This is a genomic window from Aeromonas taiwanensis, from assembly GCF_000820165.1.
Taxonomy (GTDB): domain Bacteria; phylum Pseudomonadota; class Gammaproteobacteria; order Enterobacterales; family Aeromonadaceae; genus Aeromonas; species Aeromonas taiwanensis.
In genome coordinates this window covers 1-14,065 of record NZ_CDDD01000074.1, presented here as the reverse complement: position 1 = coordinate 14,065, position 14,065 = coordinate 1, and the positions used below count along the sequence as shown (strand labels likewise).

Annotated in this window: 10 protein-coding genes; 2 read left to right on the top strand and 8 right to left on the bottom strand. The window is 64.5% G+C overall.

Annotated features, from left to right (window positions below; genetic code table 11):
* Window positions 1-215: 215 nt before the first annotated feature.
* The 6 genes from acs to torC form a co-directional block, all read right to left on the bottom strand.
* The gene (gene acs / locus BN1136_RS13415; RefSeq protein WP_043762280.1) at window positions 216-2,162 is read right to left on the bottom strand and encodes an acetate--CoA ligase; all 1,947 of its coding nucleotides are present in this window, start codon (window positions 2,160-2,162) and stop codon (window positions 216-218) included.
* 168 nt (window positions 2,163-2,330) lie between these two features.
* Window positions 2,331-4,118, bottom strand: coding sequence for a putative bifunctional diguanylate cyclase/phosphodiesterase (locus tag BN1136_RS13410; RefSeq protein ID WP_043762279.1), 1,788 nt, complete (start codon window positions 4,116-4,118; stop codon window positions 2,331-2,333).
* A 106-nt stretch (window positions 4,119-4,224) separates the two neighbouring features.
* A complete protein-coding gene (locus BN1136_RS13405) occupies window positions 4,225-4,593 on the bottom strand; it encodes a hypothetical protein (protein ID WP_043762278.1) in 369 nt (122 codons plus the stop codon).
* 7 nt (window positions 4,594-4,600) lie between these two features.
* Window positions 4,601-5,269, bottom strand: a complete 669-nt coding sequence (gene torD / locus BN1136_RS13400) for a molecular chaperone TorD (protein WP_043762277.1) — start codon at window positions 5,267-5,269, stop codon at window positions 4,601-4,603.
* A gap of 98 nt (window positions 5,270-5,367) precedes the next feature.
* Entirely contained in the window at window positions 5,368-7,860 is a 2,493-nt protein-coding gene (torA, locus tag BN1136_RS13395) for a trimethylamine-N-oxide reductase TorA (protein WP_043762275.1), read from the bottom strand.
* A 27-nt stretch (window positions 7,861-7,887) separates the two neighbouring features.
* A complete protein-coding gene (gene torC, locus BN1136_RS13390; protein ID WP_081843815.1) occupies window positions 7,888-9,054 on the bottom strand; it encodes a pentaheme c-type cytochrome TorC in 1,167 nt (388 codons plus the stop codon).
* Window positions 9,055-9,208: 154 nt separating this feature from the next.
* Here torC and torR point away from each other — a divergent pair, with 154 nt between their 5' ends.
* A complete protein-coding gene (torR, locus tag BN1136_RS13385) occupies window positions 9,209-9,922 on the top strand; it encodes a two-component system response regulator TorR (protein WP_043762273.1) in 714 nt (237 codons plus the stop codon).
* A gap of 20 nt (window positions 9,923-9,942) precedes the next feature.
* On the opposite strand, the gene BN1136_RS13380 is transcribed toward torR, so the two are convergent.
* Window positions 9,943-10,347: a GFA family protein gene (locus tag BN1136_RS13380; protein ID WP_043762271.1), complete on the bottom strand. Its 405-nt coding sequence runs from the start codon at window positions 10,345-10,347 to the stop codon at window positions 9,943-9,945.
* Between the two features lie 21 nt (window positions 10,348-10,368).
* A complete protein-coding gene (gene torT, locus BN1136_RS13375; RefSeq protein ID WP_043808652.1) occupies window positions 10,369-11,421 on the bottom strand; it encodes a TMAO reductase system periplasmic protein TorT in 1,053 nt (350 codons plus the stop codon).
* 70 nt (window positions 11,422-11,491) lie between these two features.
* Here torT and torS point away from each other — a divergent pair.
* The coding region (gene torS, locus BN1136_RS13370; protein ID WP_043808651.1) for a TMAO reductase system sensor histidine kinase/response regulator TorS at window positions 11,492-14,065 on the top strand (2,574 nt) is incomplete at its 3' end.

Sequence of the window (14,065 nt, the reverse complement as noted above, 5' to 3'; positions counted from 1 at the left end):
TTTTTGCACAATTCGGTGTGCCCTGGCACACAGATTTCGCAATTATATTGATTTCGTGAAAATTAGCAGCATTTTACTGGTCTAATCTCTACATCTGGCTATTTATTGGCCTTTCGCCTCTGCTCCCTGCCGCACCGTCGTTCCCTCTGCTGCATGAGCCCCAGACGCAACAAAGCCGGCACTGGGCCGGCTCTGCTGTGGAAGCGGAAGTGGACTCAAGCCGCTTCTGACTTCTCGCGGATCAGCTTGTCCACGACACCCGGATCCGCCAGGGTGGAGATATCCCCCAGGCTGTCGGTCTCGCCGGTGGCGATCTTGCGAAGGATACGGCGCATGATCTTGCCGGAGCGGGTCTTGGGCAGCCCCTCGGCCCAGTGGATCACGTCCGGGGTGGCGATGGCGCCGATCTCCTTGCGCACCCACTCTTTGACCTCTTTATGCAGCTCGCGGCTCGGCTCTTCCCCGGCGATCAGGGTGACATAGGCATAGATGCCCTGGCCCTTGATCTCGTGGGGGACGCCGACCACGGCCGCTTCGGCGATCTTCGGATGGGCCACCAGGGCCGACTCTATCTCCGCCGTGCCCATGCGGTGGCCGGAGACGTTCAGTACATCATCCACCCGACCGGTGATCCAGTAGTAACCATCCTCGTCGCGACGGGCACCGTCGCCGGTGAAGTAGCGGCCGGGGAAGGTGGAGAAGTAGGTCTGCTCGAAGCGATCGTGATCGCCGAACACGGTGCGCATCTGGCCGGGCCAGGAGTCGGTGATGACCAGGTTGCCCTCGGTGGCGCCTTCCAGCGGCTCGCCCAGATTGTCCACCAGGGCCGGCTGCACCCCGAAGAAGGGGCGGGTGGCGGAGCCGGGTTTCAGTGCGGTGACGCCGGGCAGCGGCGTGATCAGGATGCCGCCGGTCTCGGTCTGCCACCAGGTATCGACGATGGGGCAGCGCTCGTCGCCTATGGTGCGGTAGTACCACTCCCAGGCTTCCGGGTTGATGGGTTCACCCACGGATCCCATGATGCGCAGGCTGGTACGGGAGGTGCCTTCGATGGCCTCCTTGCCCTTGGCCATCAGCGCGCGGATCGCGGTGGGGGCGGTATAGAGGATGGTGACCTGGTGCTTGTCCACCACCTGGCTCATGCGATTGGTGGCCGGGTAGTTGGGCACCCCTTCGAACATCAGGGTGGTGGCGCCGTTGGCGAGCGGCCCGTAGACCAGGTAGGAGTGACCGGTGACCCAGCCCACGTCGGCGGTACACCAGTAGATGTCCTCCTCGTGGTAGTCGAATACGTACTTGAAGGTGAGCGCGGCATAGACCAGGTAACCGCCGGTGGTGTGCAGCACGCCCTTGGGCTTGCCGGTGGAGCCCGAGGTGTAGAGCACGAACAGGGGGTCTTCGGCCCCCATGGCCTCGGGCGGGCAATCCGGGCTGGCGGCGGCGACGGCATCGTGCCACCAGATGTCCCTGTGGCCGTGCCAGGCCACGTTGCCGCCGGTGCGCTTGAGCACGATCACCTTGTTGACCCGGGTATCCGGGTGGGTGAGCGCCTCATCGACGTTTTTCTTGAGGGGGATGGGACGACCGCCACGCAGGCCTTCGTCGGCGGTGATGACTATGGTGGCCCCGGAGTCGATGATGCGGCCGGAGAGGGCTTCCGGCGAGAAACCGCCGAAGACGATGCTGTGGACGGCGCCGATGCGGGTACAGGCCAGCATGGCGATGGCGGCTTCAGGCACCATGGGCATGTAGAGGCACACCATGTCGCCGCGTTTCACCCCCTGAGCCTTGAGCACGTTGGCAAACTTGCACACCTCGCCGTGCAGCTCACGGTAGGTGATCTTGCGATCCTCGGCCGGGTTGTCCCCTTCCCAGATGATGGCGACCTTGTCACCGCGTTCGTTCAGATGGCGATCCAGGCAGTTGGCCGAGACGTTGAGCAGACCATCCTCGTACCACTTGATGGAGACGTGGCCCGGATCATAGGAGGTGTTTTTGACGCGGGTGTAGGGCGTCATCCAGTCGAGGATCTTGCCCTGCTCCCCCCAGAAGGCGTCAGGGTTCTGCACCGACGCCTGATACATGGCTTCATAACCATCCTTGTCCAGCAGGGCGCCGTTGCCGATGTGGGCCTTGACCGGATAGACCTTGCTCTCGCTCATCTTTCACTCCTGTGAATACATTTTCTTAATGATTGAGTAACAACTTATACCTTTGGTTCCCGAGGGCAATTAGACTTTTGGATAGCGACAAAGGAAGAAGAGTGCCAGCAGCAAAAAGAGAAGGGAGCCCGGTGCTCCCTTCTCTTTTATCCGTGACTCACCCCTGGTTCATCCGTGTCCATGGGGGAGCATGGCGGCCATGTGGGGTTCGGCCAGGGGGTAGCTGAACAAATAGCCCTGGCCCTCCTCGCAGTGCAGGGATTGCAGAAACTGGCGCTGGGGCTGGGTCTCGATGCCCTCCGCCGTGACCGCCATGCCGAGGGAGCTTGCCAGCTGGACTATGGTGCGGCACAGCTCGCGACTGTGCTTGTCATCGGGCAGCGCCTGTACGAAGGCCCTGTCTATCTTGATGCGATCGATGGGCAGGCTCTTGAGCAGGCTCAAGGAGGAAAAGCCGGTTCCAAAGTCGTCGATGGCGATCTGTACCCCCAGCGCCTTGAGGCGGGTAAAGAGGCGCAGGCTGTGATCCACGCTCTGGATGATGCTCTCGGTGACCTCTATCTCCAGCCGTTCGGCGGGGAAGCCGGTCTCGGCCAGGATGGCGGTGACCCTCTCCACGTAGTCGGGGGAGCGCATCTCCCTGACCGACACGTTGACGGAGAGCCGAGGGACCGCGAAGCCTTCTGCCAGCCACTTCTGGCCTTGCTGGCAGGCGGTGCGCATCACCCAGGCACCGAGCTGCTCGATGAGGCCGCACTCTTCGGCCACCGGGATGAAGCGAGCCGGTGAGATGATGCCCATGCAGGGGTGCTGCCAGCGCACCAGGGCCTCGAGACCGCTGAGGCTGCCATCGGCAAGATCCGTCATGGGCTGGTACAGCAGACGAAACTGCTGCTGCTCCATGGCCTTGAGCAGTCCCTGCTCCAGGGCCATGCGTTCCCTGGTCTGTGCCGTCATGTCCGGGGAGTAGAACAGATAGCCGTTGCGACCACGGCGCTTGGCCTCGTGCATGGCATTGTCTGCCGCACTGATGAGGCTGTCAGGGGTATAGCCATGTTCCGGATAGAGGGAGATGCCGATGCTGGCGGAGAGTCTCACCCGCTCCTGCCCGATGTCGGCCGGCTCGTGCAGCCTCTGCTGCAACCGTTCGATCAACCACACCAGCTCTTCCCGTTTCCCCATGTCGGGGAGCAGCACCAGAAACTCGTCGGCCCCCAACCGGATGGCGACGTCCCCGGTGCGCAGGCAATGACGGATGCGATCCGCCGACAGCTTGAGCAGCTGATCACCGGCGCTCTGCCCCAGGTTGTCGTTGATGAGTTTGAAACCGTCGAGATCGATGAACAGCAGCGCCAGAGTGTGCCGGTTCAGGCGGGCCATCTCGATCTCCAGGGTGAGGCGCTCCTGCAGCAGGCTGCGATTGCCAAGATCGGTGAGGGGATCGTGATAGGAGAGGTGCTGCAGCCGTGCCTCCATCTGGGACAGCTGCTGCACCTGATGGCCGGACAGCTCCGGGGCAAATGCCGCCAGTGTGGGGTGGGCGGCAGGCATCAGGGGCAGATCCCGGGTGATGAGGAAGAGGCCGTTGAAGATGCCGTCGTCATCCAGCACCGGGCCGCAGCTCAGGTGCCAGCGTGTCGAGGACGCGGGATGGGGGGCGCCCGTGTCATCCAGCTCCAGCTCGACCCGCTGTGCTCCATGAAGCAGCTGCTGCAGCAGGGGAGCCAGCATGGGGGCACGGGCCGGGCTGATCTCAAACAGGGTCTTGCCGGGGTGATCCGACCTGGCGAGCCCGCTCAGCTGGGCAAAGCTTGCGTTGACCTCGCGGCATCTGAATTCACGATCGAACATGGCAATGCCAAAAAGAGCCTGATCGAACAACTGCTGCAATTCGTGGATGGTGAGCGGGCCTGACAGATGCAGTGTCTGAACCGATTCGGGTAGCACTCTTTCCATATAGGCTCCTGAATTGATTTTTTTATCATTTGCGCGACTGTGTCAGTATGGCATGAAGTTTCAGGAGGGAAAGAAAGTGGGGGAATGGCGTGAAATCAACAGGATATCAGCCTTTCTGGCGACCAAATGCCTGAAGGCCTCGCACGAAGACCAGCCAGCCTACCAGGTGAAAAGGCAGGGCCATGGCGTAGAGCAGCAACCAGTGACTCTCCGTGCCGCTGCTGTTGATGAAGTCGATCCAGGAAGCCAGCAGGGCCAGCATGCCCGCTATCTGGAAGCGGCGGCGCAGCACCACCTCGACGCCGAGGTTGGCGAGGTAGAGGGTCAGCAGTATACCGGCGAAGCCGGTGAGCTGGGCGGTGCCGTAGAGTGCCCGATCCGGGTTCAGCAGCAGCGCGGCGAGGGGAGTAATGCCCTGATCCAGCGGGATCAGGGCCAGCAGCCAGCATGCGATCAGGAGCAGGGCTGTCTTCATGCCGGGCTTAGTCGGCGGCTTGCGCGGGTTTGACCAGGCTGAGGTAGTTGGCATCCATCTTGAGGAATACCCCCAGCAGTCGGGCACTGGCGCCGTAGAAGCCAAACTGGTCGGCGGCGCGGCAGGCGCTCTCGAACTTGTCGAACCAGCCGAGCAGGTGGCCGTGCAGCAGGGACTCCTGCTCGCCAAGCCAGGTTTCGCGCTGGGTGGCGGTGGTCGCCTCGGCGGCGCGTATGATGAGGTTGCCCATCAGATCCAGCTCGATGGCCAGGTGATCGGCAGGCTCCTTGTACTTGTCGCTGACGTTGATGCCGAGGCGTTCGAGGCGCGCCTGCATTTCGCTCATGGGGGCCTGCATCAGCAGCTTGCCCTCGCCGCGGTAGAGCGACTCGTAAGGCAGGGCGCCCTGCTTGGGATCCACCAGGAACAGGCCGGCGAAGTCGGCGGCGAGCTCCAGCTGGCGATCCGGGCGCACCAGCAGGCGGGCGATGGCCTCGTTCAGCTCGGCCACGGCCTCGCGCATGGGGTCCAGGGTAGAGAGGCTCTTCAAGAAGCTGCGCACGTCATAGGTATCGTATTCAGCAATCTGTGCATCACTGAGTTCGGCAGCGAACAGGGTGGAAAACCACCAGTAAAGCTCGGCCCGGCGTTCGCTGGTAGCCATAAATTCCTGCATTTTTCCTCCGTGGATGACAATCGGGAGCCATAGAGGCTCCCGATTCTAACGACTTTAAAAATAAAGGAAACTCAAGGGGGACTTTAGTCCCTTCGGGGTCAGAGTGCCGGGAACATGGGATCGATGCCCTTGGCAGATTCCGGCGCTCCGAAGGCGGTGACGGCCGGCACCTGTCCGTGGAATTTCTCGATCTCCACCAGGGCGGTGTGGGCCGTGGTGGCCTGGGCCAGGCTGGAGGATCCGATGTCCGCAGTCAGCACGTTGGGATCGCCATAGGTACACAAGGTCCCCACCTTGCCGCCCTCCTGCGGGCCGTACCAGGCCCCTTCCTGGATGCGCACCACGCCGGGGGCGTAGTCATCGCTCACCACCAGACCGGCCAGCACCTGACCGCGGCCGTTGTAGACCCGCACCAGATCCCCGTCCTTGAGCCCGCGCGCCTTGGCGTCCTGCGGGTTCATGTAGACAGGCTCGCGCCCCTGCACCGTGTAGGTGGCACGGTAGGCATCGGAGGAGCAGAGCTGGCTGTGCAGGCGCTTGTCCGGGTGACAGGATTGCAGGTGCAGCGGGAACTGCTGGCTGCCCGGCCCGCCGTGGGAGCGCTCGTAAGGCTCGATCCAGATAGGGTGGCCCGGGCAATCCGCGTAGCCGTAGTCAGCGATGGTCTTGGAGTAGATCTCGATGAGGCCGGACGGGGTGCCCAGCGGCTCCAGATCCGGCTCCTTGCGGAACGACTCGTGACGTACCCAGGGCTGGCCAGCCGGGAAGGTGACGAAACCTTCACCGTGCCAGAACTGGCTGAAGCGGGGCAGGCGGATGCCGATGCCGCGGCCCTGCAGGCGGGCGTCGTCATAGATGCTCTGGATCCACTCCAGTTTGGTCTTGCCACCGGTGAACTCGGCCTCGCGATCGAAGCGACGGCAGAGATCGGCGAAGATGTCGTAGTCGTCGCGCGCCTCGAACAGCGGCTCGACCACCTTGTGCATGGCCAGGATGCCGGCGTTGGAGTGGGAACCCCACTGCTCGATGTCATCCCGCTCGTAGGTGGTGGTGGCCGGCAGCACGATATCGGCGAAGCGGCAGCTGGCGGTCCACTGGTGATCCACGCTCACCACGGTTTCCAGCTTGCGCCAGGCGGCGATCATCTTGTTGCGATCCTGCTGGTGGTGGAACGGGTTGTTGCCGCAGAACACCGCCATCTTCATTTCCGGGTAAGTGATGGTCTGACCGTTGAAGGCGATGCGCTTGCCCGGGTTCAGGATGCAGTCGACGAAACGGGCCACCGGGATGAACCTGGAGTAGCCCTTCCAGTCGCCGTTGTGCAGCGGCTTGACCCCGGGAATGACGGAGCTGAAGCCGGACATGATGGGGCCTGTGCTGGTGATGGTACCGGCGCCGTTGTAGTGCCAGCCAAAACCGTAGCCGCCCCCCGGCAGACCGATCTGGCCCAGCATGGAGGCCAGGACCACCAGCATCCAGGCGTACTGTTCGCCGTGGTGCATACGCTGCACGCACCAGCCGCCGATGAGCTGGGTGCGGCCGCTGGCCATGGTGCGCGCCAACTCGCGAATGGTGTCGGCAGGCACGCCACAGATGGCGGAGGCCCACTCAGCATCCTTCACCTGACCATCCCTGGTGCCCAGCAGGTAGGGCAGGAACTTGTCAAAGCCGGTGGTGTAGTTCTTGAGGAAGGCCTCGTCGTGACGCTTCTCGCTGTAGAGGGTATGGGCGATACCCAGCATCAGGGGCACGTCGGTCTGCGGGTTCAGGGTCACCTGATCGCAATTGAGATACTTCTGGGTCTTGGATTTGACCGGGTCGACACTAATGACCTTGATCTCTCCCCTGGCCACTTTCTCTTTCAGCTGCGCCCAGTATTCGTAGACGCTGTGATCCGGCACCAACCAGCCCACCTGCAGGTTCTTGATGGGATCTGAACCCCAGATGACGATGGTCTTGCTGTGCTCCAGCACCAGGGGCCAGGAAGTCTGCTGCTCGTACACCTCCATGGCGCCCGCCACGTGGGGCAGGATCACCTGGGCGGCGCCGGTGGAGTAGTCACCGGCCTTGGCCAGATAGGTGCCGTGCAGGTTCATGGCGCGGCCCAGCATGGCGCCGGCGGAGTGCAGCTTGCCCACCGACTGCCAGCCGGAGTGACCGGCGTAGAGGGCGCTCGGGCCATGGGTCTTCTGCACCCGTTCCAGCTCGTGATAGAAGAAGTCCAGCGCCTGGGACCAGGTCACCCGCACGAAGCGGTTCTGGCCGCGTTCGCTGGTGTCGGACTGGTGGCCCTTGCGCAGCCAGTCCAGACGTACCATGGGGTAGCGGATGCGGGAGGGGTTGTAGACCACTTCACTCAGGGCCTTGAGCATCTCGGTCGGATGCTTGTCATGCTCGAACGGCAGGGTCTCGACCCAGCGGCCGCCCACCACACGGGCGCGGAAGGCACCCCAGTGGGAGCCGGACTGCACCAGTTTGTCGCCGGACTCGGCGGCCATCACGGCGCGACCGAGCAGAGAGGGGCCGATCAGGGCGCTGGCACCGCTGGCCAGCAAGCCACCCAGAAAACCACGACGGGAAATATTGATCATCTTGTTATTCCTCTTTCGAATCCGGAATTAGTGGCTGCCCTGACCACCGGTATCGGCGGCATGGTTTTGCAGGTACTTGAGCAGGGTGCGCTCCTCTTCCTTGCTCAGGCGGTAGTAGGCGGACATGGCCTTGAGACCCGAGATCCAGCCGTTGGCGGTGAAGTGAGCCGGATCCGGCGCCGCGTGGCAGGAGTTGCAGGTGGACTTGTACATCTCGCCGGCATAATCCCAGATCGGTTTGAGGGAGGATTCGAGGCCCTTGCCATCGACCCAGGCCTGCACCTGCACCTGTTCCCACTTGATATGGGTGGCGCTGTCGGTTTCCTGTTTCAGGATCTGCTCGTTGACCCTGAGCTCGTCACGGATGGTGGCCACGAAGACCCGCTTGCCCATGTACTCGCTCAGCACCCGGCCCTTGCCTTCGGTTTCGCGCCAGCCTTCGATGGTCACCTTGAGGCGATCGCCGCTGCGGGCCACGACGTCGATGCGGGAGGCGGGCAGCAGCTTGCCGACCGGCTCGGTACTCTCTTCGCTTTCGTAGAGATCCTTCTCGCCCAGGGTGTAGAGGGTCTCGGCAGCCGGTGCTTCTTGCGCATCGCTTGCCAGGGTGGCGTAGGTGGCACGGAAGCCGCCCGCCATGTTCGGCAGCTCGTGGGCGATGCCCTTGTGGCACTCGATGCAGTTCATGTTCTTGGCGGCGGCATCCTTCATCGCCAGGGCGGCGGCGGGGGACTGCTTGGCGTGGTCCATGTTGTCGTAGCTGTGGCAGGACTTGCAGGTCTTGGAGTTCTGGCTGCTCATGCGGGCCCACACCTTCTCGGCCAGATGCAGACGCCTGTCCTCAAACTTCTCCTGGGTGTCGATGCTGTGACCTATGTACTGCTGATAGAGGTCGTTGGCCGCCTCCATCTTGCGGGCCACCTTGCCGACGAAGTCCTTCGGCTGGTGACAGTCGGTACAGATGGCCTGGACGCCGGAGGCATTCTTGAAGTGAACGGACTCCTTGTACTCGGGGTAGACGGTGTCCTTCATGGTATGGCAGGAGATGCAGAACTCGAGGGTACTGGTCTTCTCGAAGCCGTAGTGCAGGCCGACGCTGCCGGCCAGGGTGACCCCGACGCCCGCCAGCACCAGCGCCAGTACCGACCAGCGGCGGCTGGGGGTGCGCAGGAAATGCCACAGTTTTTTCATCATGTTCTCTCACATCGCTTTTTTGAAGGAGGCCATGATAGGGAGGCGTTGTGAACAGGGCTGCCGCCGAAAATTAACGAAATAGGGGTATTTATGAAAAATTATGAATAGAATATTCCCCCATGTTGAACTCTGTCTAACCCTGCGGATCCTGCCCATGAGCCACCACATTCTGGTTGTTGAAGACGATGCCGTGACCCGCGAGAAGCTGACCGGCTATTTCGAGCGGGAGGGCTATCGGGTGACCGCGGTCGAGAACGGCCAGGAGATGCGGGCCGTGCTGGCAGAGCAGGAGGTGGCCCTGGTGATGCTGGACATCAACCTGCCGGGGGAGGATGGCCTGCTGCTGACTCGCGAGCTGCGCGCCCGCAGCACGGTGGGGATCATCCTGGTGACTGGCCGCAGCGATGCGGTGGACAAGATTGTCGGCCTCGAGATGGGGGCCGACGACTATGTCACCAAGCCGTTCGAGCTCAGAGAATTGCTGGTGCGGGTCAAGAACCTGCTGTGGCGCATCTCGCTGGCCGCAGCCCAGCCGAGCGAGCCGGCGGTGGCAGACGATGCGGTGCGCTTTGGCCCCTGGCGCTTCGATATTCCCCGCCGCCAGCTCAGCCGTGACGGGGTGCCGGTGCGCCTGACCAAGGCTGAGTACGAAGTGCTGGTGGCCTTCATCGCCAACGCCGGTCGGGTGCTGAGCCGGGAGCGGATCCTGGCCCTCACCAGCCACCGCGGCGACGGCCCGAGCGATCGCACCATAGACGTGCTGATCCGCCGCCTGCGGGGCAAGATGGAGCAGGATCCCCGTGACCCGCAACTGTTCGTCACCGTACACGGGGAAGGCTATCTGTTTGCCGGCGAGCTGGCCGCCTGATCCTCAGCTTTGCTAGGCGCTCAGGCCGATGGCCGGGTGTCAAACTGCGGGCAGTCGTCCCCGATCTGGTGCCAGGGCGCCTTGGAGCCGACGAAGATGTGAAACGCGGGCTTCTGGCTCGGCGCCTCGTCCAGTATCCCCAGCCGAAGATTGATCTTGCCCGTGCTGCGCTTCTGGCTGAACAGGCTGGAGCCGCAGTGGCGGCAGAAGGCGAGGCTGGTCTCGTCCGATTTCTGGTAGCGGCTGATGGCATCGCTCCCCTTCACGATGGTCACCTTGTCGCCATCCAGCCCGCCGACCGAGGCGTAGTCCGCCCCGGAAAACTTGCGGCACTCGCTGCAATGGCAGTTGCCCATGTAGTCGAACTGATCCGGCAGGGTCAGGGCCACGGCGCCGCACAGGCAGCTCGCATGCAATGTGTTCATCTCTTCTCCTTGAGTACTTGGTTAGTTGCCGCTGGCGTCGACGCCGACCCGGTAGACGGGGCGAAAGGTGCCATCGGACAGCGAATCGGCGGGATTGGCCAGGGGGGCCTCCAGGGTCAGGATGGGTGGCCCCATCACCCGCGGGCACTGCTGCTCGCCGGCCTCGGGACTTTGCAGCAGGCAGACTGCCTGGGCCACGGCAAGGCGCCCCTGCTGGCGCATCTGGTCGCTGTTGGCGGCCAGGACTTTGCCCCGGCGCAGGCCGCGCTGCACCCCGTGGCTGAAGTAGGTGCTCAGCACTTTGGGGCGATCGCGTTGGCGCTGCGCCTGCTCGTTGACCGCCACCTCGGCGGCGATGGCGCCCCCCACCAGATAGTCGAGGCCGGGGTAGCTGGCCAGGGTCTGCTGCACTAGGGTGCGCTGGATCTCGCGGCTGTTGTCACCACGCGCCGTGGTCACCAGCCTGATGGCGCTCCCCTCGATGCTGTCGGCAAAGCCCGGCTCGACGAAATTGTTGCCACCGCTCGCCTGCGGGCCGGGAAAGAGCGCCACCGTCACCGGCGGGCTGCCGGCAGGGTGGCGCTTGGCCAGCCAGTGGCCCATCTGCCAGCCCATCTGATACCAGGAGACCCCCACCTTGGCCTTGACCAGTCCGGCGGGCAGATCGTTGACCAGGCCGAACACCGGCAGCGGACTGGCGCTGATCGCCTCGTCCAGCCCGTCGTAGCTCACCGCGCCGAGCAGGATGGCATCGCTCCCCTCGCTCACGCACTGCTGCAACTGCTGGCGCTGTTCGGCAAGGGCGCCGTAGCCACCCGCCTCGTGGATGCGCAGCTTCACGCGAAGCCGTTTTGCCTCCTCCACCATGCCCTGATTGACCGACAGCCAGTAGGCGTCGCGCAGGTGGGGATAGAGGGCGCACAGGGTCAGTGGGCGCGTGACGGGGACGGGCCCTTGCCAGTTCAAACGGGCCGGCTTGCCGCCGAAGGCACCGTCCGGCCAGTGATCCACCTCGAAGGCGAGGACGCAGGCCGGGAGCAGGATGAGCAACAGGGAGAGACAGACGCTTCGCATGGCCGGGGGTTTTGTTAAAGTGTGGGGCCATATTATCCGGTCAAAGTCGACCACAACCAAGGTACTTCCCGTGAGAATCTTTTCCGGCCTGGGCGGCAAGCTGTTGCTGGCCTTCTCCCTGATGGCGCTGCTGACCCTGGGGGCCTCCCTGCTGGGGTGGTTCGGCCTCAGCCACCTGCGCCAGCTGGAGCAGGGGGTGCAGCAGACCCTGGCGGATCAGGAGCTGGCCCGCACCCTGGCGCGGCTCGGCGGCGAGATCCAGAGCTCCTCCCACCTGTTGGCCTCCGCGACCAGCGAGGAGGAGCGGGAGCATCAGGGGCGGCTGCTCACCCTGCAGGGGCAGCAGATGCAGCATGTGCTGGAGCAACTGGGCCATGGTGGCGGCAAGGCGGCGTCTGACGAGCTGCATCGCCTCAGCCAGACCATCATCGGCAACCTGGGCCAGCAGGGTTGGCTGGTGGGAGAGCGGCTCACGCTGATGGCCGAAGGAGGCGCGTTGCGCTCCCGGCTGGTGACGGCCGCCGGTCAGGTGGCGGAGCTGGCCCGCAGCCAGATGGAGAACGCCGAAACCGTGATGGTGGCCGGGCTCGGCTCTCTCTATTCGCTGCAGGGGCGCCCAGCAGATGGGGCGATCGACCGGCTGCTGGAGCAGGATCTCGACTGGCTGGAGCAGATGACGGAGCTGCGCCACCGCACCCTGATGCAGCAGCAGCGCATCGAGGAGATCTGGCGCAGCGACCGGCAGGCCGGGCTGCTGACCCTGCTGCAGGAGGTGCGTCGTGAGCTGGCCATCCTGCTGCTGCGCGCCGGGGCGGTGATGGATCCGGCCCGTCGCCAGGCGGTGGAGCAGGCGCTGACCGTGCTGGAGCAGAGCGATCGACTGGTACAGCTGCGCAGCGACTGGCTCGGCAAGGGGGAGGCGCTGCGGGTGCTGGCTGCCGCCAACGAGGCCCTGATGGAGAGCCTCAACCGCGAGGTCGGCACCCTGGTGAACCAGGCCCGGGACTCCCTGGGAGAGAGCCAGCAGGCTCTGAACCAGCGGCTCAAGCTGCTGGAGCAGGCCCTGATGGTGATCGGTCTGTTCACCCTGGCGCTGCTCATCCTGCTGATGTGGCGCATGGTCTATGGTCGCATCGTCTGGCCGTTGCAGCGAGCGGTCGCCGGGATGAGCCGGTTGGCCAGGGGGGATCTGGCGCCGCTGATGCCAGTCGGGGAAGCGGGACGCGACGAGCTGGCGGAGCTGGCGCGGGCGCTGCAGGTGTTTCGCGACAACGCCATCGAGCTTGGCCGCTACCAGCGGGAGCTGGAGTCGCGGGTCGAGGAGCGCACCGAGCAGCTCAGCCACGCCAATGCGCGCCTCAACGAGGAGGTGAAGAAGCAGCGGTTGGCTCGCGCCGAGGCGGAGCAGGCCAACCGGGCCAAGTCGGTGTTCCTCGCCACCATGAGCCACGAAATCCGCACTCCCATGAACGGCATCCTGGGCGGTCTCACCCTGCTGGAGGATACCCATCTCAGCGAGACCCAGCAGCGTTACCTGGCCGCCATCGAGCAGAGCGGTGAATCCCTGCTGGAGATCCTCAACGACATTCTCGACTACTCCAAGATCGAGGCGGGCCACGTGGAGGCGCGCCGCGAGCCCTTTTCCCTGCGCCCGCTGGCCGAGGAGCTGATCGCCCTGTTCGGGCCGAGGGCCGACGCGAAAGGGGTGACGCTGGCGCTGGAGTTCGCCCCCTCGCTCCCTCCCGTGGTGGAGGGGGATCTGGGCAAGCTGCGCCAGGTGCTCGCCAACCTTCTTGGCAATGCGGTCAAGTTCACCGTCAAGGGGCGCATCACCCTGGTGGTGGCGCCGCTCGCCTGTGCGGGTCCCTGCGCCGAGCCCTGCATCCGTTTCATGGTGAAAGACACGGGCCCCGGCATCCCGTCCGGGGAGCAGGAAGCGGTGTTCGAGGCCTTCCACCAGCGCAAGCGGGACATGGGGCATCAGGGGGGGACGGGGCTCGGGCTTGCCATCAGCCGCCGGCTGGTGGCCGCCATGGGGGGGGAGCTCACGCTCTCCAGCGAGTCGGGGCTGGGGTGTGAATTCAGCTTCAGCCTGCCGCTGCAGCGCTCGGCAGCTCAGCTGCCGGCCAGCGCCCAGCCGGTGCGCCTCGGCCAGCCACGGGAGATCCTGCTGGTGGAGGACAACGAGATCAACCGGCTGGTGGCCGAGGGCATGCTGACGCGACTCGGCCACAGAGTCACCCTGGCCGAGGATGGACGCAGCGCGCTGGCGCGGGTGACCGAGCGCCCCTTCGAGCTGGCCCTGCTCGACATCAACCTGCCGGACATGGACGGCATGACCCTGCGCGAGGATCTGGTGGCCATCAGCGAGGAGGAGCATGGCTGCGGTCTGCCCGCCATCGCCATCTCGGCCCAGATGTACCCGGAGGATGTGCGCGCCTGTCTCGCCGCCGGGTTCGCCGACTTCGTCGGCAAGCCGGTACGGCTGGCGGCGCTGGCTGCGGCCATCGACCGGCTGTATCTGGGGGAAGAAGGGGGGGAGATGCCGGACGTGCCGGGCGACTCCGGGGGGGCTCCGGAGACGGCGAACCCGATACTGGAGGCGGATCTGGCCCTGCTGGGCGGCCCGCGCATCCGCCAGCTG

What these genes read in the sequence shown, in the direction of transcription:
- BN1136_RS13410 (WP_043762279.1), bottom strand. Translation starts at nt 4,118, where the DNA reads ATGGAAAGAGTGCTACCCGAATCGGTTCAGACACTGCATCTGTCAGGC.
- torC (WP_081843815.1), bottom strand. Translation starts at nt 9,054, where the DNA reads ATGATGAAAAAACTGTGGCATTTCCTGCGCACCCCCAGCCGCCGCTGG.
- BN1136_RS13380 (WP_043762271.1), bottom strand. Translation starts at nt 10,347, where the DNA reads ATGAACACATTGCATGCGAGCTGCCTGTGCGGCGCCGTGGCCCTGACC.
- torT (WP_043808652.1), bottom strand. Translation starts at nt 11,421, where the DNA reads ATGCGAAGCGTCTGTCTCTCCCTGTTGCTCATCCTGCTCCCGGCCTGC.
- torA (WP_043762275.1), bottom strand. Translation starts at nt 7,860, where the DNA reads ATGATCAATATTTCCCGTCGTGGTTTTCTGGGTGGCTTGCTGGCCAGC.
- torR (WP_043762273.1), top strand. Translation starts at nt 9,209, where the DNA reads ATGAGCCACCACATTCTGGTTGTTGAAGACGATGCCGTGACCCGCGAG.
- BN1136_RS13405 (WP_043762278.1), bottom strand. Translation starts at nt 4,593, where the DNA reads ATGAAGACAGCCCTGCTCCTGATCGCATGCTGGCTGCTGGCCCTGATC.
- torD (WP_043762277.1), bottom strand. Translation starts at nt 5,269, where the DNA reads ATGCAGGAATTTATGGCTACCAGCGAACGCCGGGCCGAGCTTTACTGG.
- acs (WP_043762280.1), bottom strand. Translation starts at nt 2,162, where the DNA reads ATGAGCGAGAGCAAGGTCTATCCGGTCAAGGCCCACATCGGCAACGGC.